Annotated in this window: 19 protein-coding genes; 10 read left to right on the top strand and 9 right to left on the bottom strand. The window is 67.6% G+C overall.

Features of this window, described 5'->3' with window-relative positions:
* Positions 1-27 precede the first annotated feature (27 nt).
* A complete protein-coding gene (locus E1263_RS03460; protein WP_132165252.1) occupies positions 28-1182 on the bottom strand; it encodes a PucR family transcriptional regulator in 1155 nt (384 codons plus the stop codon).
* Positions 1183-1300: 118 nt separating this feature from the next.
* Here E1263_RS03460 and E1263_RS03455 point away from each other — a divergent pair, with 118 nt between their 5' ends.
* Entirely contained in the window at positions 1301-2155 is an 855-nt protein-coding gene (locus E1263_RS03455) for an SDR family oxidoreductase (protein ID WP_165956448.1), read from the top strand.
* A complete protein-coding gene (locus E1263_RS03450) occupies positions 2152-3711 on the top strand; it encodes an AMP-binding protein (protein WP_132165248.1) in 1560 nt (519 codons plus the stop codon). Before E1263_RS03455 ends, E1263_RS03450 begins: the two co-directional genes overlap by 4 nt.
* Here E1263_RS03450 and E1263_RS03445 read toward each other — a convergent pair.
* A complete protein-coding gene (locus E1263_RS03445) occupies positions 3681-4514 on the bottom strand; it encodes a siderophore-interacting protein (RefSeq protein ID WP_132165246.1) in 834 nt (277 codons plus the stop codon). The two genes, E1263_RS03450 and E1263_RS03445, sit on opposite strands and share 31 nt — an antisense overlap.
* A gap of 100 nt (positions 4515-4614) precedes the next feature.
* On the opposite strand from E1263_RS03445, the gene E1263_RS03440 reads away from it, so the two are divergent.
* From E1263_RS03440 to E1263_RS03420, 5 genes are all read left to right on the top strand, one after another.
* Positions 4615-5688, top strand: coding sequence for a FecCD family ABC transporter permease (locus E1263_RS03440; RefSeq protein WP_132165244.1), 1074 nt, complete (start codon positions 4615-4617; stop codon positions 5686-5688).
* The gene (locus E1263_RS03435) at positions 5685-6728 is read left to right on the top strand and encodes a FecCD family ABC transporter permease (protein WP_132165242.1); all 1044 of its coding nucleotides are present in this window, start codon (positions 5685-5687) and stop codon (positions 6726-6728) included. Before E1263_RS03440 ends, E1263_RS03435 begins: the two co-directional genes overlap by 4 nt.
* 1 nt (position 6729) lies before the next feature.
* Positions 6730-7647 (top strand): ABC transporter ATP-binding protein, encoded by a 918-nt coding sequence (locus E1263_RS03430; RefSeq protein ID WP_132165240.1) that lies wholly within the window; start codon positions 6730-6732, stop codon positions 7645-7647.
* 204 nt (positions 7648-7851) lie between these two features.
* Complete coding sequence (locus tag E1263_RS03425; protein WP_132165238.1) at positions 7852-9009, top strand: M48 family metalloprotease; 1158 nt, start codon at positions 7852-7854, stop codon at positions 9007-9009.
* Positions 9006-14033, top strand: coding sequence for an AAA domain-containing protein (locus tag E1263_RS03420; protein ID WP_132165236.1), 5028 nt, complete (start codon positions 9006-9008; stop codon positions 14031-14033). Before E1263_RS03425 ends, E1263_RS03420 begins: the two co-directional genes overlap by 4 nt.
* A gap of 296 nt (positions 14034-14329) precedes the next feature.
* Here the strand turns inward: E1263_RS03420 and E1263_RS03415 are convergent, their stop codons facing one another.
* The 4 genes from E1263_RS03415 to E1263_RS03400 all read right to left on the bottom strand — a co-directional run bounded on the left by E1263_RS03415 (position 14330) and on the right by E1263_RS03400 (position 16877).
* Positions 14330-14953 carry a DUF2238 domain-containing protein gene (locus tag E1263_RS03415; protein WP_132165234.1) on the bottom strand — a complete coding sequence of 208 codons (624 nt, stop codon included), beginning with the start codon at positions 14951-14953 and terminating at the stop codon, positions 14330-14332.
* 107 nt (positions 14954-15060) lie between these two features.
* Positions 15061-15432 carry an FKBP-type peptidyl-prolyl cis-trans isomerase gene (locus E1263_RS03410; protein ID WP_132165232.1) on the bottom strand — a complete coding sequence of 124 codons (372 nt, stop codon included), beginning with the start codon at positions 15430-15432 and terminating at the stop codon, positions 15061-15063.
* A gap of 43 nt (positions 15433-15475) precedes the next feature.
* Positions 15476-16027, bottom strand: coding sequence for a GNAT family N-acetyltransferase (locus tag E1263_RS03405; RefSeq protein WP_132165230.1), 552 nt, complete (start codon positions 16025-16027; stop codon positions 15476-15478).
* 1 nt (position 16028) lies between these two features.
* Entirely contained in the window at positions 16029-16877 is an 849-nt protein-coding gene (locus E1263_RS03400; protein WP_132165228.1) for an alpha/beta fold hydrolase, read from the bottom strand.
* A gap of 80 nt (positions 16878-16957) precedes the next feature.
* On the opposite strand from E1263_RS03400, the gene E1263_RS03395 reads away from it, so the two are divergent.
* Genes E1263_RS03395 through E1263_RS03385 form a run of 3 tightly spaced genes read left to right on the top strand, consistent with a single transcriptional unit; the run spans position 16958 to position 18629 of the window.
* Complete coding sequence (locus E1263_RS03395) at positions 16958-17449, top strand: MarR family winged helix-turn-helix transcriptional regulator (protein WP_132165226.1); 492 nt, start codon at positions 16958-16960, stop codon at positions 17447-17449.
* Entirely contained in the window at positions 17446-17907 is a 462-nt protein-coding gene (locus E1263_RS03390) for a hypothetical protein (protein ID WP_132165224.1), read from the top strand. Before E1263_RS03395 ends, E1263_RS03390 begins: the two co-directional genes overlap by 4 nt.
* 11 nt (positions 17908-17918) lie before the next feature.
* Entirely contained in the window at positions 17919-18629 is a 711-nt protein-coding gene (locus tag E1263_RS03385) for a hypothetical protein (RefSeq protein ID WP_238161054.1), read from the top strand.
* 27 nt (positions 18630-18656) lie between these two features.
* Here E1263_RS03385 and E1263_RS03380 read toward each other — a convergent pair whose 3' ends face one another.
* Genes E1263_RS03380 through E1263_RS03370 form a run of 3 tightly spaced genes read right to left on the bottom strand, consistent with a single transcriptional unit; the run spans position 18657 to position 21837 of the window.
* A complete protein-coding gene (locus tag E1263_RS03380; protein ID WP_132165220.1) occupies positions 18657-20057 on the bottom strand; it encodes an ABC transporter substrate-binding protein in 1401 nt (466 codons plus the stop codon).
* Between the two features lie 23 nt (positions 20058-20080).
* Entirely contained in the window at positions 20081-20932 is an 852-nt protein-coding gene (locus E1263_RS03375; RefSeq protein ID WP_132165218.1) for a carbohydrate ABC transporter permease, read from the bottom strand.
* Entirely contained in the window at positions 20929-21837 is a 909-nt protein-coding gene (locus E1263_RS03370) for a carbohydrate ABC transporter permease (RefSeq protein ID WP_238161053.1), read from the bottom strand. The genes E1263_RS03375 and E1263_RS03370 overlap by 4 nt, the downstream gene beginning before the upstream one ends.
* Positions 21838-21890: the final 53 nt, after the last annotated feature.

Here is a 21890-nt window from a genome sequence, read left to right as displayed (position 1 = left end):
GAGTACCTCAGTGGTGCTCTCGGGCCATCAGTGCGACGTCACTCGCAGCGCACTGAGCGCGGTGACCAGCTCAGCCAGCTGCTGTGGATCACGCAGCGACCGTCCAGTCAGCGTCTCGATGCGCCGCAGCCGGTAGCGAACGGTGTTGGCGTGACAGTGCATCTGCTCGGCAGTCCGGTTCGGTGAACCCTCGTTGGCGCACCAGGTGCGCAGCGTCTGAATCAGTACGGACCTCTCATGCACCCCAAGCGCCAGTAACTCACCCAGTACGGCGGCACTGATCCGCTCTGCCTCAACCGGCGCCGCACTGACGAGCATGGCCAGCGGACTCGGGTCGTACTGCACCACCTTGCCGCCGCGATGCGTCAGCGTGGTCAAGGCGATCCGCGCATCATGCAGCGCCCGCGGAGTGTCCCGCAGATGCTCAAACACTGCGCTGACTCCCATGTCACCCTCAGCACTGCTCTCAAGATCAGCCAGTACGGCGGCCTCCGTCGTACTGCGGCCGAGCGACAGCAGCCCAGTGAGCGCATCCGGTTGCCACCGCCAGGTCGAGTGAACGCCGTGCCGCCGCAACTGCGTCGTCAGCTCCTGGCCCTCCCCGCTCCTGGTGATCGCGACCAGGAACCGCCCACTGAGCGGCGTACCGAGTGCTTCACCGATCTCCCACAGGGTCGTGGTGTCAGATGCGGTCCCAAGGAACAGCGCATCGAGCAGTGCGAGCCGCCGGTGCTCCAGCTGGACAGCTAGCTCGGTCGAGGACGCGCGGTAGGCGATGGCGAGCGCATCGGTGCACTCACCCGCCAGTCGCCAGACCGTGGTCGCCGCATCGACCAGACTGGTGTCACTGGCGATCCCAGTGGTCCGGGCGGTCGTCACCAGGTCATGCCAGAGCTCTTCGAACCCGATCCGAAACGCCCGCAGCACCTCCGGCAGCGGTGCGTTCTGCTCGGCCCGCTCCCGACCGGTCGCCCGCGCCGGTCCGAGATCCAGCGGCTCAGCCGCGCTCAGACTGCGCAGTACCGGCACCAGGTTGCCGTAGATCGACCGGCGTAGATCGATGGTCGACACATCGCCCTCGGAGTAGAACGGCAGCTCGGAGTAAACGCGCCGGCTCATCGACTCGACCACTGCGTCGAGCCGCTCGAGAACCAGGGAGCTAAGCGCCGGCAGCTCACTCATTGCAGCAGCGTAACTCCGCAGGTCAGCCCACAGGAGTTGTCAGACCGAACAATCTGGCGCTGCGATGTCGCTCAGCGCAGACATTGTCCGCCCGCCCGCGCGGACCGACGCTGCGACGATGGAGAACCGGGATCACAAGGGTGAGCTGAGCGGACGAGTCGCAGTGGTGACCGGGAGCAGCCGGGGGATTGGGCGTGCATTGGTGCTGGCGCTTTCGCGCGCTGGGGCGGATGTGGTGGTGAGTGGCAAGAGCGAGACCGAGGACCCCCGCGTGCCAGGCACGATCCACTCGGTGGCGGAGGAGGTGCGGGCGCTGGGTGGCCGGGCGCTCGCCGTACGGACTGATGTGCGGGATGAGGCTGAGGTGGAGCGGCTGATCGGGCGGACTGTTGAAGAGTTCGGCCGGGTGGACATTGTGGTGAGCAATGCTGGTGCGCTGTGGTGGGAGCGGGTGATGGACACTCCGCCGAAGCGGTACGACCTGATGTGGCAGGTCAATGTGCGGGCGGCCTATCTGGCGGCGTACTACGCGCTGCCGCACATGGTCGAGCAGGGGTGGGGGCATCTGCTCACCAACAGTCCGGAGGTGACGACCATGGCCACGCCGGGCAAGGCGGCGTACATGACGACCAAGATGGGCATGAGCCGGCTGCAGCTCGGCATTGCGGCCGAACACTTGGCTGACAACGTTGCTGCGAACGCACTGTGGCCGGCTGCGCCGGTGGACACTGCGGCGACGCGCAACTGGGGTAGCGAGCGGATGGGTGATCCGGCACAGTGGCGGCGGGTCGACATCTATGTGGACGCCGCCATGGAGATCCTGACCAGCGAGCCGCGGACCTGCACCGGGAGGATGCTCACCGACGAGGAGATCCTGACCGAGCGCGGCTGGACGGCGGAGGAGCTCGACTCCTACTGGCTGACCGGTACGGCGCCGGCGGAGCCGTTCTGGATCGATGGGAGGAACGCATGATCACCGAGGACACGGTCGGGTCTTTGCTGCGCCATGCCGCCGAGCAGGCGCCGTCCACAGTTGCACTGGTGGAGGGGACTCCCACCGACCGGCGGCGCTGGCGCTACTCCGAGCTGCTGGCCGAGTCTGAGCAGGTAGCGCAGGCCCTGCTTGGACGATTCGCACATGGTGAGCGGATCGCCGTCTGGGCCAACAACCTCCCCGAGTGGACCCTGCTGGAGATGGCGGCCGGTCTGGCCGGTCTCACCCTCGTGACCGTCAACCCGGCGCTGCGCGAGCGAGAGGTCGTGCACGTACTGCGGCAGTCCCGCTCGGCCGGCATCTTCCTGATCCGGCAGTACCGCGACAACCCGATGCTGGAGACACTGCTCGCGATCAGAAACGAGCTACCCGACCTGCGCGAGGTCCTGCTCTTCGAGGACTGGAAGAGCTTCCGTGAGACCGCGTCACCGACCCAGGTGCTCCCGACAGTCCACCCTGACGACCCAGCGCAGATCCAGTACACCTCCGGTACGACGGGGGCTCCGAAGGGCGCCGTACTGCGGCACCGGGGGATCACCAACAACGCCAGGCTGTCGTATGTGCGGGCATTCGACATGCAGCCGGGGGAGGTGTTCATCAACACGATGCCGCTGTTCCACACCGCCGGCTGTGTGCAGGGGACACTCGCTCCGCTGATCAGCCTTGGGACACAGGTGCTGCTGCCAGGGTTCGATCCGGCGCTGCACCTGCACCTGATCGAATCCGAGCGCGGGGCGCAGCTGGGCGCCGTACCGACGATGCTGCTCGCCATCCTCGGCCACCCGGCCTTCAAGACCACCGATCTCTCCTCCGTGCGCTACGCAGTGTCAGGCGGTGCCACCGTCGCGCCAGAGCTGGTACGGCGGGTTGAGGCGGAGCTCGGCGTACCGCTGGCCATCGTCTACGCGCAGACCGAGGCCTCGCCGGTCATCACCATGACCGAACTGGATGACACACCGGAGGACCGATCCGACACGATCGGCCGACCGTTGCCTGGCGCCGAGGTGAAGATCGTCCGGCCCTCCGACGGTGAGCTTGCGGCGGCGGATGAGGTCGGCGAGCTGTGGACGCGCGGCTACCACGTGATGGCCGGCTACTTCGAGGATCCCGTCCAGACCGCGGCGGCCCTCGGCGAAGACGGCTGGCTTCGGACCGGCGACCTCGCGAGCATGGATACGCGTGGCTACTGCCGGATCGAGGGGCGGCTGAAGGAGGTCATCATCCGCGGCGGCGAGAACATCTACCCGCGCGAGATCGAGCAGCTGATCGCGACGCATCCATCGGTCGCCGACGTCGCGGTGGTCGGCGTACCGGACGATCATTGGGGTGAACAGGTCGCGGCTTTCGTGCGGCCGGTAGGCCCGGTTTCGATCGCCGAGCTCGAAGAGTTCCTGCACGGGCGGTTGGCGCGGCACAAGGTCCCGAAAGTGTGGCGGGTGGTCGAGGAGTTCCCGACCACCGCCTCGGGGAAGATCCAGAAATTTGCCTTGCGCAACCAACTGGATCAACCGATCGCCTCGCCGCGTTTCCAGTAACCCTGGAACGAGATCGACGGTTTCGGCAGACCGACCACATTGACCAGGTGGCGTCGTACCGACTTGATCATCGAGGACTCGCCGGCGACCCAGGCGAAGTCGACGGACCCCGGCAGTTCAGCGGATTTGAGGGCCTCGAGCAACGGAAGGTCGGTGTCCGAGTCGGGTGCCGTAGTGATCCAGGTGATGTCGGCGGTGCCGGGGGTCGGCAGCGGGCGGATGTCGCGCTTGTCCGGGACCTGGGCGAAAACGGTGGCGTGCGTATCGGCTGGTAGTTGCTCGAGGATGCCGGTCAGCGCCGGGAGCGCGGTCTCGTCGGCGATCAGGACGCGGTGCTTGCTCGTGCTCGGCGGCACGTAGTCGACGCCCGAGTTCAGCATCCCCTTGGCGCTGGTCGTGTCGACCGCGAACGGGATGAGCAGCGCAATCTCAGCACCCGGTACGACGTCCGTCGCCCACGCCGACGCGGGTCCGTTCACACCGTGCAGGACGAACTCGATATCCAGCTCGCCCTGCTCGGCGCGCAGTTCGCGGATCGTGTACGTCCGCATGATGAAGCGCTCGTCCTCGGGTTGGGCGCACCAGTCGGCATACCAGTCCTCGCCGGACAGAAGCTTGAGGTTGCTGCCGTTCGGGGGCGGCAGCAGGATCTTGATCCGCTGGTCGGGACCGGCGACGACGGCGTCGGTGAGCCGCGGTGCGACGAACGTCACGCGACGTAGGTGCGGGCTCAGATCCTCGACTGCCTGGACGGTCACGAACAGCGAGTCGAACATGATGGGCGGGGTGGCGACAGCGGTCATCAGGTCACTCCACATCAGCCTCGGGTGCGCAGGCGGGAAGGCTCGGGTTATTCTGAGGCACCTAGAGGTTAGCCTTACCTAAGAGGAAACCAAAAGCCTGATGCCGCCTAGCTCCACGGTCGATTCCGCAGGTCGCGCTGCGACCGCTGCCGTTTCGGCACGCCCGCGCCGGACCCGGCGCGCCATCTTGGTGCTGGGGCTGGTCGGCGCGATCGCCCTGCTCGCGCTGGTGGTTCTGCTCAGTATCGCCGTCGGGTCGAAGCAGATTCCGTTGTCGACGGTGATCGATGCCTTGCGTCATTACGACGAGTCGAACACCGATCACGTCATCATTCACTCACTGCGTGTGCCCAGGACGATCATCGGCCTTCTGGTCGGTGCCGCACTCGGGCTGTCCGGTGCCTTGATGCAGGGCGTCACCCGCAACCCGCTCGCCGACCCCGGAATTCTCGGCGTCAACGGCGGTGCCGCACTCTTCGTTGTCGGCGGCATCTATTGGTTCGGGCTGGCCAGCCTGACGGCGTACGTCTGGCTCGCCTTCGCCGGTGCGGCAGCGGCTTCGGTGGCGGTCTACTTCCTCGGTTCGCTCGGCCGCGAAGGCGCGACGCCGGTCAAGCTCGCGCTGGCCGGTGCGGCGCTGACCGCGATGCTCGGGTCGCTGACGACCGCCTTGCTGATCAGCGATGTCGACACCTTCGACCAGTTCCGCTTCTGGTCGGTCGGGTCGCTGGCCGGTCGCGGTTCGGACATCGCGAGCCAGGTGGCGCCGTTCATCCTGATCGGGATCGTGCTGTCGATGTTCTGTGGCCGCGTTCTGAACGCGATGTCGCTGGGTGACGAGGTCGCGAAGTCGCTGGGCCAGCGCGTGGGCCTGGCACGGTTGTTCGTCGCGGTCGTCGTCGTGCTGCTCTGTGGCGCCGCCACCGCCGCGGCCGGGCCGATCGGGTTCGTCGGACTGACCATCCCGCATGTCGCGCGCCTCATCACCGGCCCCGACTACCGCTGGATCCTGCCGTACTCCGCGGTGCTGTCGCCGATCCTGCTGCTCGGCTCCGATGTGATCGGCCGGGTCGTCGCGCTGCCGGGTGAGCTGCAGGTCGGCATCGTGACCGCGGTCATCGGCGCTCCGTTCTTCATCATGCTGGTTCGCCGGCGGAAGCTGGCAGACCTGTGACCACCGCCGAAGAAGCAGTCCACATCATCAGCCATGCGCGAGCGGTCCGGCAGGCGCGCACGGTCGCCGTGATCGGCGTACTGGCGATGCTCGTCTTCGTCACGTTCTGCGTCTCGCTGTCGCTGGGTGACTTCAAGATCCCGGTCATCGACGTTGTGAAGACGCTGTTCGGTGGCGGTGACAAGGCCACCGAGTTCATCGTGAACCGGCTCCGGTTGCCGCGGGCCCTGACCGGCCTGATGGTGGGCGCGGCGCTCGGCATGTCCGGTGCGATCTTCCAGAGCATCGCCCGCAATCCGCTGGCCAGCCCCGACATCATCGGTGTCACGTACGGCGCCAGTGCGTTCGCCGTGTTCGCGATCGTCACGCTCGGGATGACCGGGCTGGCGGTGTCCGGGTTCGCCATCGCCGGCGCGATCCTGACCGCGTTCATCATGTACGTCCTGGCCTGGCGGCACGGGGTGTCGAGCTACCGGTTGATCCTGATCGGGATCGGGATCGGTGCGATCGCCACCAGCATCACGTCCTTCCTGCTGACCAAAGCGCGGGTCGAGATCGCCCAGCAGGCGCTGATCTGGCTCACCGGCTCGCTGAACGGGCGGGACTGGTCGAACGTCCAGGCGATGACGGTCACGCTGGCGATCAGCGCGCCGCTGTCGGTCTGGCTTGTGCACCGGCTGCGCATTCTGCAGCTCGGCGACGAGACGGCGTACGGGCTGGGTCTGCGGGTGGAGAGCTCGCGGCTCGGGCTGATCGTGGTGGGTGTGTTCCTGGCGGCAGTTGCGACGGCTGCGGCCGGCCCGATCGGGTTCGTCGCGTTCGTCGGCCCGCCGATCGCGCGCCGGCTCACCCGGTCGCCGGGACCGGCGATGATCACCTCCGCGCTGATCGGTGCGCTGGTGGTGGCCGTGTCCGACCTGATTGCCCAGCATGCGTTCGGCGAAACGCAGTTGCCGGTCGGGGTAGTGACCGGCGTCGTGGGCGCTCCGTACCTGATGTATCTGCTGGCTCGGACGAACCGGGTGGGAAGTGGTGGCTGAGATGGAGAACTCCGTGGAGAAGCCCGAGACCAAGCACAGCCTTGCGGCCGAGGGGCTGGCCGTCGGCTACGACCAGCGGCAGATCATCGCCGACCTGTCGGTCGAGATCCCCACCGGCAAGATCACCGTCATCGTCGGCGCGAACGCGTGCGGTAAGTCCACGCTGCTGAAGACACTGGCCCGGCTGCTCAAGCCGTCCAAGGGCAGGGTGCTGCTGGACGGCAAGAGCATTCAGTCGATCCCGACCCGTGAGGTCGCCACCCAGCTGGGTCTGCTGCCGCAGTCACCGACCGCGCCGGAAGGCATCACGGTCGCCGACCTGGTCGGTCGCGGCCGCTACCCGCGGACGCGCTGGATCCGGCAGTGGACCAAGGCCGACGACGAGGCGGTCGCGGACGCGATGACCTCGACCAGCGTCCTGGAGCTCGCCGACCGGCCGATCGACGAGCTGTCCGGTGGTCAGCGCCAGCGGGTCTGGATCGCGATGGCGCTCGCCCAGGAGACCGACATCCTGCTGCTCGACGAGCCGACCACCTTCCTCGACCTGACGCATCAGTTCGAGGTCCTCGATCTGCTCGTCGACCTGAACAAGCGCGACAACCGCACCATCGTCCTGGTGCTGCACGACCTGAACCAGGCCTGCCGGTTCGGCGACCACCTGATCGCGATGAAGAACGGCGCGATCGTTGCCAAGGGCAACCCGGCGGACGTGATCACCGAAGAGGTCGTGCACGACGTCTTCGGGCTGCACGTGAAGATCATCCCGGACCCGGTCGCCGGTACGCCGATGGTCGTGCCGCTGGGTCGGCACACCACCCGGACCGACCGCGTTCAGGACATGGTTGCGAGCAACTCCGCCGTGGCCGCACTAGCTGCTTCGGCGGCCGCGAACGGGGTCTGCAAGCCCTCGGAACGCTGACCGATCCAATTTGTCGGCGGGCCCGATTAGTGTCGGGAGTCAGAAGTTCGACGGCACCGGAGGCGCCCAGGCACGCACCTCGCTGCGTTGGAGAAGCATCCACGATGAACACCGCATCGAGGACGCTCCTCCGCCTTGCGATGCACGCACCTGGACCCCTCCGGCACTCGCCGACCTCCCGACTCCCGACACTAGGTTGCCGCCATGTTGTCCGTCCTGGGTTATCACCGAGCCGTCCTGACGGTTGTCCGCCGTCAGGACGAGGCTGCGTGGGCTGCGTTGCGGGGTGCGCCCGACGGCGAGCTCGACGATGCCTTGCGCCGGAATGCCTATCTCCTGACCGCTGACGCACACCCGGGCGTGCATCGGGCCGGTCAGCGTGCTGCTGAGGCCCTCGAGATGGACAGCGCGGTCGAGTATTACCAGGTGAACGGCGCGCCCAACGCGTCGTACCTGCATCAGGCTGGGCGGGCGGTCGTGCTGTTCCAGGGCGCCCTGATCGATCGGCTGGACGAAGACGAGCTGACGGCCGTCATTGGGCACGAGCTGGCCCATCGGCTGTTGTGGCAGAGCGAGGACGGCGCGTATCTCGCTGTCGATCGTTTGCTTGATGCGGCGGCGGGTGACGCGCGGACGTCGGCGCAATATCTGGAGACGCATCGACGCTGGTCGCTGGCGACCGAGCTGTTTGCCGACCGCGGTGCACTGACCGCGTGCGGCGACCTCGGTACGACGATTCGCGCGTTGCTGAAGCTGGAGACCGGGCTGAGTTCGGCGGACCCGGCGGCGTACCTGCGGCAGGCGGAGACGGTCGATCTGAGTTCGGGGAGCCGGGGGACGTCGCATCCCGAGGCGGTGATGCGGGCCTGGGCGTTGAAGGGCTGGCTGGCGGAGGAGAACGTGGAGTCCGTGGTCACCGGCGCGCTCGACGTGGATGCGCCCGATCTGCTCGATGCCGAGTTGCTGGCTGAGGTCAGTCGGGACTTCGCGGCGTTGATCGCTGGGACGGACGGGTTGGCGACGGAAGCGGTCGCGGTGGCGGCGGCCGGGTTCGCGGATCCGCCGGGGCCGTTGGGGGTGCCTGGGTCGGTGTTGCGGTTCGACGAGCCGCTGACGGTGCGGCCGGTTGATGGCGCGCCATTGCCTCGACCCCGGCCGTTGGCCGACTCCACCAGGCGCTATCTGGCGTACCTGCTGCTGGACCTGGCCACCGCTGATCCCGATACCGGTGCTGATGGGCTGATCGCGTCGCTCGGGATTGCCCGTCGTACTGGGCTTGGTGGGTACGTCGATGTTGCGGACAGCGAGCTCGGGTGGAGCGACAAGGAACGCGCTCGGCTGGTCGGGGAGGCGGCCGAGTGAGCGCCGAAGAGTTGGTCGTGCTGGCCGTGACCGAGGATGGCCTCGGGAGCGATGCGCTGCTCGCCGCAGTGCTGCCGCTGTTCCGGGCGACTGCCGAGGTGCACGAGCGAGGGCTGGTGGCGCCGCTGCGTGGGCTGGATCGGCTGACTGTTGATGATCAGCATCAGCTTGGGTTCGGGCCCGAGGATGCCGGGCGACCGACCCTGGCCGTGATGGAGATCGACCGTCGCCAGGGGCCACGAAGCTCGGCCGTCGAGGTGGTGGCGCATCGCCAGGCGGAGCTGGATCTCGGTTCGGACGGTGGTCGGGCCAAGACGTCGGTGGTTGAGCCCGTTCCGGATGCGATCACTGCGCCGACGCATGTGCCGGGGTGGCAGAGCTGGGAGCACGTGGTCGGCCATCACGACCCGCTGACCGATGTCTACAGCCTCGGCCAGCTACTGCTGGCGCTGGGGATCGGCCTGGATCTGTCCCGTCCGGAGGACGTGGCCGAGCTGATCGATGCCCGCGGCAACCTTTATCGGCTGGCGCCGCAACTGCATCCGGTGATCGTCTCGATCGCCGCGCAGATGGCCGAGCCGGATCGGCACCGCCGGGCGCAGGATCTGCACTCGCTGATCGAGCAGCTGGAGAACTACCGCGACCAGCCGCTCGACTTCGACGTCACCGCGATCACGGCTGCGGGAGCTGACCGCCGTACGGCGGTGCTCGGCGCGCTCCGGAACCGGCTCTTTGATCTGTCGCGGCGGAACCGGTTGATCAACTTCCGCCCGACCGGCCAGACGCTGAACCTGACCGAGGTGTCGGTGCCGCTGATGCTCGACGTCCGCACGATCCGCGCGGAGCAGTTGTTCACGTGGCGCGACGACCTGGCAGCGCAACTGCTGGGGAAGACCCAGGCGCTCGGTAAGTGGATCCGGTACGACGAGGCGCCGTACGCGGCGAGCACGCTGGACAAGCTGATCGCGACGGCGCGTCGGGACCGGACGGAGTACGGGCAGGATCAGTTGCGGTTGGTGCCGGCGTTCCTGCGCTGGCATGACCTGAAGAACGATCCGGGGACGCGACTGGCCTCGCCCTTGGTCCTGGTGAAGGTTGAGCTGGCGAAGAAGCGCGGAGTGCGTGACTCGTACACGATCCGGGTGACTGATCCGATCGCCGAGGTCAATCCGACACTGCGTCATCACTTGCATCAGCTGTACGGGATCACGTTGCCGGAGACGGTGGATCTGTCCGAGCGTGGTGCGCTGATGATGCTCCACGAGCGGCTGGCGAAGGAGATTCAGGCGACCGAGCCAGGGTTGCAGCTGCACCTGCAGGAGAAGCCGCGGATCGACCTCGTGCGGCAGCGGGCGATCGTGAAACTGCGCAGCTACCAGCGGGGCAAGCGGCGCGGAGCTGTCGGTTTCACGGGCAAGCAGTATGCGTATTCGTACCGGCGGTCGGACTATCAGCCGCTCGGGGTGCAGATCTTCCGGTCGCAGATCGTCCAGCAGGTGCTGCCGCTGGGGGTCGCGCTGGGCGCGGAGCCGCGGCATCCGGCGGCGATCGAGACTGACACCTATTCGCTCGACACGGGCGGCGGACCGTATTCGTGGGACGTCGACTTGTGTGCGGTGTCGCTGGCGAACTTCAACTACCGGACGTTGGGGCTGGTCCGCGACTACGACGAGCTGCTTTCTTCGGGTGAGAGCGCGGCGTCGTTCGATCAGTTGTTCTCGGATCGGCCGCGACCGATCAGCCCGGTGCCGCCGGAGCTGCCGGTGGGGGAGCGACACCTCGTCGTGCCGGCGGACGGTTCGCAGGTCGGTGCGATCGCGCGGGCGCAGCGTGGCGAGAGCTTTGTGATCCAAGGGCCGCCGGGGACGGGGAAGTCGCAGACGATCACCAACATGATCGCGGACTTCGTGGCGCGCGGGCAGCGAGTGCTGTTCGTGTGCCAGAAGCGGGCGGCGCTGGATGTTGTGCACGCGCGGCTGGCGAGCCGGCGGCTGGACGGGTTGTGCACGCTGATCCACGACTCGCAGGCGGACAAGAAGGCGTTCGTGCACGGGCTGCGCGAGACCTACGAAGCCTGGCTGGCCAGCGAGGACAACCTCGACGAGTTGACCGAACGGCGCTCCGAGTTGGTCGCCCGGGTTGACCGGTTGCTGGTCGCCGTCGGCGATTTCGAGGGCATCCTGGCTGCGGGCTCACCCCGGCTCCGGGAGGTTGTCGACCGCCTCGCCGAGCTCCGTGACCATCGCTTCGAGGCTGAGGGCGACCTGATTCCGCGGGCCGCCGAGTGGTGGCCTGCGCGCGATGCCGTCCGTGCGATAGCTCGAGAGCTGGCGAGCGCCGATCCGCAGACCGGAGGAGTGCTGGCTCGGAGCCCATTGGCCTACGTAGCTGCCGCTCGCTGGGCGGATGACGAGCTGTCCGACCGCGCCCGCACAGTCCGCACTGCATGGACGACCGTTGCCGACGCCCTAACCGCAGCAATCACAGCCGAGGCTGAGAGTGATTGGACTGTGGGTCAGGTGGCGGCGCTCGCCAGGTTGGGGCGGGTGTTGGCGCCCCTAGCCGGGCGGGATCGGGCGCAGGCGCTGGATCCACGCTCGGATGCTGCCATGCGTCTCGCCTCGAGTGCCGCGGAGCGAGAGCGATTGGCCGGCGCCGAGCGGAGTGCTTGGGAGGGTGCAGCGGGGTGGAGTGAGCCGTTGGCTCCGGCCGATGCCAAGTCGGCCCTGATCATTGCCCAGAGCAAGGAAGGTGGTCCTTTTTCCTTCCTGGCTGGGGATTGGCGACGCGTCAAGAGCCTGGTGAACAGCCGGTTCGACAGCTCGGGCCGGGCCGTGCGGCCGGCCGTGGTGGAGATACTGACGGACTTGGTGGCTGCACATTCGGCGACTGCAGCAGTGGTTGCGCATGCCGAGCAGCAGCGGGCCGAGTGGGGCGTGGACGATCCGCGCGAGCTGGTCGAGCGGCTGGCCGCGGTCCGCGCTGATTCCCGGTTGCCGGATTGGCGGTTCGCGCTGGCGGACGGCGTACCGGAGCGGTTGGTGTTGCTGGCGGGCGCGCTTGATGCTGCCTCGGGGCCGACGCAGGAGCTGCTGGATGCGGAGTACGCGGCGCTGACTGTCGACGCGCTCCGCGAGATGGTGGATCGACTCATCGCCGCGGACTCTGTCGTGCGGGCGGTCGGTCCGGTGCTGCGCGAATTGCAGACCGCATCGACGACCGTGCAGACCGCGGTACGGCGATTGGACGCGTCACCTGATGAGCTTGAGTACTCCGTGTGTGCGGCGGAATGGGAGCGGGCCCGATCGGCCGCGGCGCTGCGGTTGCCGTCAGCGCGGGTGGATTCGATCGTCGGCGAGCTGGGAGTCGTGTACGACGAGCTGACCGAGCTCGAGGCGGAGGTGATCGTCGCGGGGGTTCGGCGGCGGTTCCTCGCTGAGGTTCAGCATTCCGAGCAGAGCGTCACCGGGATGTCGCCGGACGACCGCGCTCGGAAGAAGCAGTTCGCGACCGGACGGCGGGAGGTGGAGCACGAGTTCGGCAAGGTGATGCGGTACCGGTCGATCCGCGACCTGGCTTCGGGTGCTCCGGGTGCCGTGGTGTCTGCGCTCCGGCCGGTCTGGTTGATGAGTCCGTCGTCGGTGTCGGACACGTTGCCACTGACCGCGGACTTCGATGTCGTCGTGTACGACGAGGCGAGCCAGATCCCAGTGGAGGAAGCGATTCCGGCCCTCCATCGGGCGCCGCAGGTGGTCGTCGTCGGCGACCAGATGCAGCTGCCGCCGACGCAGTACTTCCGGGTCCGCTCGGATGGGGATCTTGAGGAGGAGTCCTCGGAGCAGGTCGGGGTCGCGTTGACAGAGGACAGCTTCCTCTCGATCAGTGCGCTGCGACTCGCCTCCACGATGCTCACCTGGCACTACCGCAGTCGTTCGGAGGCGCTGATTTCGTTCAGCAACTCGGCGTTCTACCAAAGCCGGCTGGCCACAGTCCCGGATCGGCTCCCGGCCAACGTCGCGCCGCCGTGGCTCCTGCGCTCGGACGCGCCGATGGTGAGCGAGGTCTGCGACAGCCTGCTGAACGGCAGCATCACCTCGATCCGGCTGGCCGACGGCGTCTACGTACGGCGGACCAACCCGGCCGAGGCCCGCTGGATCGCGGAACTCGTGCGAGAGCTGTTGTCGCGGGAGACCGGGAAGAGCATCGGGATTGTCGCGTTCTCCGAGGCCCAGCAGACCGAAATCGAGCGTGCGCTGGACGAACTGGCGGAGGGCGATCCTGAGTTCGGCGCGCTCTACGACGCGGAACAGGTGCGGACGCAGGGCGAGCAAGACGTCGGCCTGTTCGTGAAGAACCTGGAGAACGTCCAGGGCGACGAGCGCGACATCATCCTGATGAGCGTCTGCTACGCCGCCGGTGCCGACGGCCGCATGCTGATGAACTTCGGCCCGATCAACACCTCCGGCGGTGAGAAGCGCCTGAACGTCATCTTCAGCCGAGCCCGCCACCACATGGTCGTCGTCAGCAGCATCGAGCCCGAGGCGATCACCAACACCTACAACGACGGCGCCAACACCCTCCGCCGATTCCTCGGCTACGCCTCCGCAGTCTCCCGAGGCGACGTCCCCGCAGCCCGCGCCGCGCTCGCCTCGTTCACCGCCCCAGCCCGTCGCGCGTCCGCACCGGCGACTGCTACCGCCGTACAGGCTGCCGTTGTCACCCAACTCCGCGAGGCGCTGGAAGCCCATGGCGTCGAGGTCGAAACCACCGTCGGCAACTCCGTCTTCCGCTGCGACCTGGCCCTCCGCCTCCCCGGCGACCCCGGCTACCGCATGGCAGTCCTCGTAGACACCCCAGCCCGAGTCTCCGCCGACACCCTCCTAGAACGCCTCACCACCCACCCAGCCGCCCTCAAAACCACCGGCTGGCGAGTCCACCACGTCCTCACCGCCGACTGGATCCAATCCCCAGACAAAGTGCTAACCCACCTCCTGGAAACCCTCCACCGCCCCACCGACGCCTAACCCCCTCGGTCACCGCCCTCGTCCGCGGGTCCCATTTGATGGGTCAGCCCACCGGGTTGTGGGTGGGCCCACCGCATGCGATGAGCCCACCCACAAGCGCATGGGTCAGCCCATCAAATGGGGTCGGGGCGCACCTGCCGCACCACCTGGTGGGTAGACCCATGGATTGGTGGGGGACCCGTGAGCTTGTCACCGAGCCGGAGCGTCGAGCGCTTGCCGTCGAACGTCCGCCCGCCACCGTCACAACGTCCGAAGGACCGGACGCGGGCCCTCCGGTCTTTCGGACGTTAGCGCGGTTAGTTGGCTTTGGGGCGGAAGGCTAGGCGGTGGAGGAGGAGGCCTGCTAGCAGGGCGCCGAGGGTGCCTAGGGCCAGGTCGCCGAGGGTGTCGGTGTAGGCCGACTGGAGTTCGGGGGAGTGGCGGACGAAGGCGACGTATTCGCCGAGTTCCCAGATGACGGCGGCGGTGGTGCCGAAGCCGAGGGCTACGAAGGCGGTGACGGCGAGGGAGAGGTTGCGCGGAGCGAAGGCGAGCAGGGCGCCGGCGGTGAGGAAGCCCCAGAGGACGAAGTGCATGGCGTCGTCCCACCAGGTGACGGTGTCGAACAGGTTCAGGCGGTTGCCGAGCAGGTCGATCAGCCACGGCAGCGTCAGCAGCAGGTCGGCGGGCCAGGGGAAGGCGTGGTGCAGCTTGCTGCGGGTGCGGCCGTAGGCCCACCACCAGAGCGGCAGCACCATGGCGCCGAGCGGGTAGACGACCAGGCGCGCCCCGGAGGCCTTGCCCTTGATCCCGCTCAGGTCGGGCCAGATGAGGGCCGTCAGCAACAAGGCGAAGAGCAGTACCTTCGCGATCAGAGCGGCGTACCGGACCCGGCTGGTGCGGGTGTCCGGTGCTGTCGGCGGAGCAACCATCGTCGTCATGCTCTCAGTCAAACCGACCGCTGGGCGACGCGGATGAGTACATCTACGCGAAGAACCCCCGCGATCCTGGTCAGTGTGACCGATCGCGGGGGCTCAAAGGAGTGAGATCAGCCGACGCTCAGCAGGTCGACGACGAAGATCAGGGTCTCGCCCGGCTTGATCGCGCTGCCGGCGCCACGGTCGCCGTAGCCCAGGTGCGGCGGGATGACCAGCTTGCGGCGGCCACCGACCTTCATGCCCTGGACGCCGGTGTCCCAGCCCTGGATGACCTGGCCGATGCCGAGCTGGAAGCCCAGCGGCGCGCCCCGGTTGTACGACGCGTCGAACTCCTCGCCGGTGGAGTGCGCAACGCCCACGTAGTGCACGTTCACCCGCGAGCCGGCTACTGCCTCGGCGCCGTCGCCCTCGGTGATGTCGGTGATCTCGAGATCCGCCGGCGGCGGTCCGTCGGGAAAGTCGATCTCTGGCTTGTCAGTCATGCCACCAGGCTAACCAGACCCCTGGTCCACCCGGTTCAGCGGGTCAGGGCGTGGTGCGTGCGTGCAGGTGGGCGTCGTGGCGGCCGTCGGCGAGTCGCCAGGCGCTGCGCAGGGTGCCTTCCAGCGCGTAGCCGGCCTTCTCGGCGACTCGGCAGGACTGCTGGTTGCGGGTTGAGTGCTGGAGGACGATCCGCTCGAATCCGAGGGCGAAGCACCAGCGCTCGAGCGTGGCGATGGCTTGGGGCGCCAGGCCCTGGCCGCGGGCGGCGGGGAGCACCCAGTAGGAGAGTTCGACGGTGGCGTTCGAGAGGGAGATGTGGCGCAGGCCTATTTGCCCGGCGACCTCGCCCGCTGCCGTGATCGCCCAGGAGGCGGCCTCGGCGGCGGACCAGCGCGGGGCCCACTGGTCGACCCAGCCACGGGCCTCGGCCTCGTCGTCGAGGCGCAGGACGTGCCATTGCTGGATCTCGGCGTTACCGAAGGCCTCGAGCACCGCCGGTACGTCGGTCTGGCGCCACGGACGGAGGTTGTCGAGCAGAGGTTGCGCGCCGGCGAACGTCGTACTGGCGATCGCCGGCGTGGTCAGCGTGGGCATGTCAGCCGAGGACCTCGCGCAGTTTCACCGCGAACTCGGCGGGCTTGCCAGGCATGCCGTACTCGTCGCCGAGGAAGCCGCCGTGGTTGCTGGGGAAGACGGCCGGCGTGAGACCGAGCCGCTCCGCGACCGCCTGGCCGCCGCGGGCCGCGAGCTGCTGAGCGGACTCTTCGCCGACGCCGATCACGAGCTTGTCCGCAACGGCGGCGAGCGCCTCGAAGTCCGGCTGGTACGACGTCGTGCCACGAAGGTTCTGGCCGATCAGGATGTCGTCCCGGCTGCCGTCGTCCTCGGCGGGCAGGCCGAACATGGCGGGGTCGGGCGCCGGGCCGGAGGTGTAGTCGGCGGGGACCTCGCCTTCGAAGCTGACGAACGCGATGAACTTCGCCATCCCGGCGCCGAGTCCATCGCGCTGGTAGGTCGCGTAGATGTCGTCGGTCGCAGCCTGCGCTGCCTCGGCGTCCGGCACGAGCGTGACCAGCGGGGGCTCGTGGGCGACCAGCTTGTTGACGAGGTCGGGCCGGGCGGTGATCAGGGCCAGCGCGTTCACGGCGCCGCCGCTGCTGGCGAAGACGTCGACCGGACCGACGGCGAGCGTCTCGATCAGCGCGATCAGGTCGGCCGTGTGGATCTCCGGGTTCAGCTCCCCGGTGTCGCTCCGCACGCTGCGCTCGACGCCGCGCGGGTCATAGGTGACGACCGTGCGGTCGGTGAAGTGCGAGGCCAGAGTCGCGAATCCACCCGCGCCCATCGGGCACCCGATCAGCAGCAGCACGAGCTGGTCGCGATCGGTCAGACTCCCGCGAACGTCGTACGTCAGGGTGACTCCGGGAAGGGTGATCTCCGGCATGCGTGCTCCTCCGATGGCTGGTGTGTCTGAGCCTAGAGCCGTTCCTTGGAGATGTCGCGAGTCGGCGCTAAAGTCATTTCGTGGCGCAACGAAATGATCGTACGGCGTTGGCTCTCGCGGTGATGGACCTGATCGACGAGGGGCACCGGCAGATTTCCCGGCGGCTCGACCTGACCCGCGTGCGGATCCTGGCGCTTGTCGGCGTGCGCGGCCCGATCCGGCCGAGCGTGATCGCGGCTGACCTCGGGCTGACCGCGTCGTCGACCAGTCGGCACCTGGCGGCGCTGGAGCAGGCCGGCCAGATCGAGTTCGAGGCCGACCCCGACGACAACCGCACCTTCCTGGCGCGGATCACCGCGAGCGGCCGCGCCGATTCCGTCGCCACGGTCGAGGCCGGTACGGCGGCCTTCGCCACCGTGATCGCGGACTGGCCTGACGAGGACGTGGTCGCCGCCCGCGAGCTGATCGAGCGACTGAACACGACCTGGGCCGAGCGCCGCCGTACCGATATCCCGCTGACAAGACCGGGTGCAGGGCCACGCTGGCGCCGTACTATGCAGGGGCAGTCATGACGCCCCGGCCGGTGCAGTGGGCGCGCGGGCTGCTCGGACTGGTTGCGCTCAGCCATCTGATCGTGCCGATCGTGATGTGGGCCGCCCGCGCTGACCTGCGGACGACGATCGCGGAGGGGTCGCCCGAGCTCGGCCCGGTCGAGCTGGGCAAGGCGGTCGACGTGGCCGTCGGCTCGGCGGTCGTGTTCCACGTTCTGCTGTTGGCTCTGGCGCTGTGGCTGATCGTGAAGCTGCCGACCGGTCTGCCGTGGGTCCGCCGGTTGGCGACCGTCTCGCAGGTGCTGTCGGTGGTGTTCGGCTTCGTGTCGTGGTCGTCGTCCCCGATGTTCCACGCCGTGATCCCGGTGGTCGGGCTGGTCGAGGTCGCGCTGGTCGTCCTGCTGTGGGCGCCGCGCGCGTCGAGGGCGTTCTTTCGAGGAGAATCGAAGGGGTCCGCGCCTGCACCCGGACCGCACTAGTCTCGATGGCCATGCGGAGAAAACTTCTGGCGACGTTCGCGGCAGTTGCACTGACCATGGCCGGTACCGGTACGGCGCACGCCGCCGGGCCGAATTACGGCGAGTACTCGCTGATGTTCGAGAAGTCAGCCGGCCAGTACTGGGCCGGTGGTTCCGCGGCCGGCCAGTGGGCCTGGACCCCGCTGAGCGCAACCGAGTCCGACATCTCGTGGGGCGACCCGAAGACCTGGCCGCCGAAATCGGCCGAGCGCTTCATCCACGACGGCGACTGGGTCCTGCTCGACGGCTACAACGACGGCGCCGGCCGCCCGCTCACGCAGATCCAGCGCGTCACGTCCGAGAAGATCGGCGATGCCAACTGCAACAACCTCACACCGATCCCGTCGTCGAACGGCCGCCAGCACTACGTGAAGTGGAACATCCCCGCGACGGGCTACTGCCTCGACGCCACTGGCACCATCAAGCCCCCGAACGGCTCCACGACGGTCAACTTCCGCCACCTGCAGAAGTGGTCGCCCCCGCACGACTGCTCCAACCCGTACTTCACCGGTCAGACCTGCATCACTCAGTTCGAGGAGTGGTGGGACGACAACAACCACGCCTATGCCCTCCAGCTCTCCCGCACCCTGGAGCTTGCCAAAGGCCAAGGCATGGCCTTCACCAACCGCACCACGGTCCCCGTGAACTGGAACGCCGACGCCCGCTACTACTGGCACTACTAGTAGCAACGGGCGTCGGCGCAGTACGAGTTACTTCTTGACTGCCTTGTTGTAGGTGTCGATCTGGGGCTTGATGGATTCGGCGGCGGCCTTCATGGCCGTGGCCGGGTCGGTTCCCAGGACTGCCTTCTCAAGACCGTCCTCAGCCGCCTTGCGGGCCTGCGGCATGACGCCGAGGATGCAGCCGGAGGAGGCGTTGGTCGGCTTGGTGTTGTGGAGCTGGGTGATGGCGGTGGTGAACTGCGGGTACTGCGCGACCCAGGCCTTGTCGGCCGGGAGGTCGAGGGCCTTGGAGTTGATCGGGAAGTAGCCGGTCCCGGTGTGCCACAGCGCCTGCTGCTCGGGGGTGGAGGCGAACTTCACGAACTCCCAGGAGGCGCGCTTCTCGGCGTCGGAGTGGCCGGGGCCGTCGACCCACAGTGAGGCGCCACCGATGATCGGGCCACCGGTGTCGGTCGCGCTCAGGTGCGGGAACGGCGCGGTCATCACGGTGAACTTGCCCTTCGCCGCGTCGATGTAGCCGCGCAGGGAGCCGGTCGACTCCAGGTGCATGGCCGACGTACCGGACTTGAAGACGGCCTGGGCGTCGTCGGTCTTCTTGCCGGTGTTCGGCATCAGACCCTGCTTGACCATCTCCTGGTACCAGGTGGCGATCTTCACGCCTTGCTCACCGGCGAAGTCCACCTGCGAGGCGAGGTCCTTGCGGCCGTTCTCGTTGTCGCAGTAGGTCGTCCCGGACTGCGCGATCAGCTGCTCGACGAACCAGCCGTAGATGGCCGCGTTGAAGCCGTACTGAACGGTCTTGCCACCCTCTTTGACGGTCAGCTTCTTCGCCGCCGCCATGATCTCGTCCAGGTTCGCCGGCGGCTTCGCGGGGTCGAGGCCGGCCTTCACGAAGGCTTCCTTGTTGATGTACAGCAAGGGCATCGAGGTGTTGAACGGCATCGAGTTCAACTTGCCGTCGATCGAGTAGTAGTTCGCGATGTTCGGCTCGATCGAGTCCAGCGTGTAGCCGTCCTTGTCAGCGAACTTCTGGATCGCGACCGTCTGCTTGGAGTCGATCATGAACCGCGAGCCGATGTCGTAGATCTGGACGACCGAGGGCGTGTTGCCCTGCTGCACCGACGTCTTGTACTTCGTGATCGTCTCGTCGTAGTCACCCTGGTAGACCGGGGTGACCTCGATCTTGCCCTTGTTGGCCTCGTTGAACGCCGCGACCAGCTTGTCGACCGCCGTCCCGTTGGCGCCCTTCATGCCGTGCCAGAAGGTGACCTTCGTGACGCCGGTCGCGCTGTCGAGCGCGCTCGCGTCGGGGGCGTCCACCGAGCCGGCGGAGTCGCCCTTCGTGTCGCTGCCGCCACAGCCGGCCGCAATCAGCGCCAGTGCGGCCAGGACCGACACCGCGGATGCCGTACGTCGGATTGAACGCATCACAGGAACCTCTCTCGAGTACATCAACGGATCGCGCCCGCGGTCAGGCCGCGGACGATGAAGCGCTGGCCGAAGATCACGATGGCCAGGGTGGGCAGGATCGACAGCGTGACGCCGGCCAGGATGAGTCCCGGGTCGGCGGCCTCCGCGTCGTTGAGCTGGCTGATCCCGATCTGCAGCGTCCGGCGGGATGCCGAGTCGCCGATCAGCAGCGGCCAGAAGAACTGGTTCCAGGCGGCCAGGAAGACGTACAGGCTGACTGCCATCAGAGCCGGTTTGTTCAGCGGCATCAGGATGCGGGTCAGGAACCGCCAGTGCCCGGCGCCGTCGATCGTCGCCGCGTCCCGCAACTCCAGCGGGAACTGCAGGAACGACTGCCTAAGCAGGAACACCCCGAACGCGTTCGCCAGGAACGGCAGGACCAGCGCGAGCATGGTCCCGGCGTGCGACGCGGTCAGGCGCTCGCCACCGATCGACCAGCCGGTGATCGTCAGGTAGTTCGGCAGCACGATCGATTCCCAGGGAACCATCAGCGTGGCCAGGAACAGCCCGAACAGCACCGTCCGGCCCCACATCTTCATGAAGACGAACGCGTACGCCGCGAGCACGCTGGTGATCAGCTGCGACAGCGTGATGACCGAGGTCTGCAGGATCGAGTTCAGGTACTGCTGCCCGATCGGCGTCCCCGAGTGTGTCGCGCCTTCGTAGTTGCCGGTGAACAGCCCGTGCGGGAACAGATCCGGCGGGTATGACGAGATCTGGCCGGGGGACATGACCGAGCCCGCGATCACGTAGTACACGGGGAAGATCACCGCGAGTGCGGCGAGGATCAGGACGGCGTAGGTGACCACGCGTCCGGCCGTCAGTTGTCTCACTTGTAGTGCACCCGCCTCTCGAGGACGCCGAACTGGATCCCCGTGCAGATCAGCAGGATCACGAACAGCACGATCGCCTGGGCCGACGCGGCGCCGAAATCGCTGGCGTTGTTCGCGAAGGCGGTGTGGTAGATCGAGTAGACCAAGGTCTTGGTCGACTGCTCCGGCCCGCCCTCGGGCGTCAGGATCTTGATCTGGCCGAAGCTCTGCAGCGACTGGATCGTCGAGATGACGACCAGGAAGAACAGCTGCGGACCAAGCATCGGCACGGTGATGAACCGGGCGGCCCGCCAGCCGCCGGCGCCGTCCAGAGTCGCGGCCTCGTTGATCTCGTCCGGGATCGCACCGATACCGGCCGACAGGACGAGCACGTTGTAGCCGATGCTCATCCAGACCGTCGTGATCGCGACGCTGATCAGCGCCCACGACGGGTCGGTCAGCCAGCCGATCCGATCCACCCCGAACTTGCCGAGGATGCCGTTGGCCAGCCCGATCGCCGGGTTGTAGATGGTGGCGAAGATGACCGACGCGCTGGCCACCGAGAACGCGAACGGCAGCGCGAACGCGGTCCGGAAGATCCGGATGCCCTTGATGTGCTGTTCGAGCAGCAGGACGACGAGCAGCCCGCCGAGGACCCCGGGGATCACGGTGAGCAGAACGAAGGCCAGCGTCACCCAGAGGATGTGCCGGAACTCTGCGGAGCCGAGCATGTCGCGGTAGTGCTGCAGCCCGACGAAGGCGTCGGGGCGGCCGAAGAGGTCGGAACCGTGCAGCGACAGCGAAACGGACTTGCCGAGCGGCCAGACGATGAACAGCGCGAAGATGACCACGCAGGGAACGAGCATCAGCCAGGAGAGCAGGGATGCGGGCGTGGGGCGCCGTCCGGATACGGTATGGGTAGTCAAGCGTTTACCTCCAGTCAGAGCGCAGTCTTGCACCGCCCGGGGCCGAGAGGTCC

It is taken from the genome of Kribbella antibiotica (genome assembly GCF_004349055.1).
Lineage (GTDB): Bacteria > Actinomycetota > Actinomycetes > Propionibacteriales > Kribbellaceae > Kribbella > Kribbella antibiotica.
Note: the sequence above shows the minus strand (reverse complement) of the source record. Positions and strands in the feature narration are given on the sequence as shown.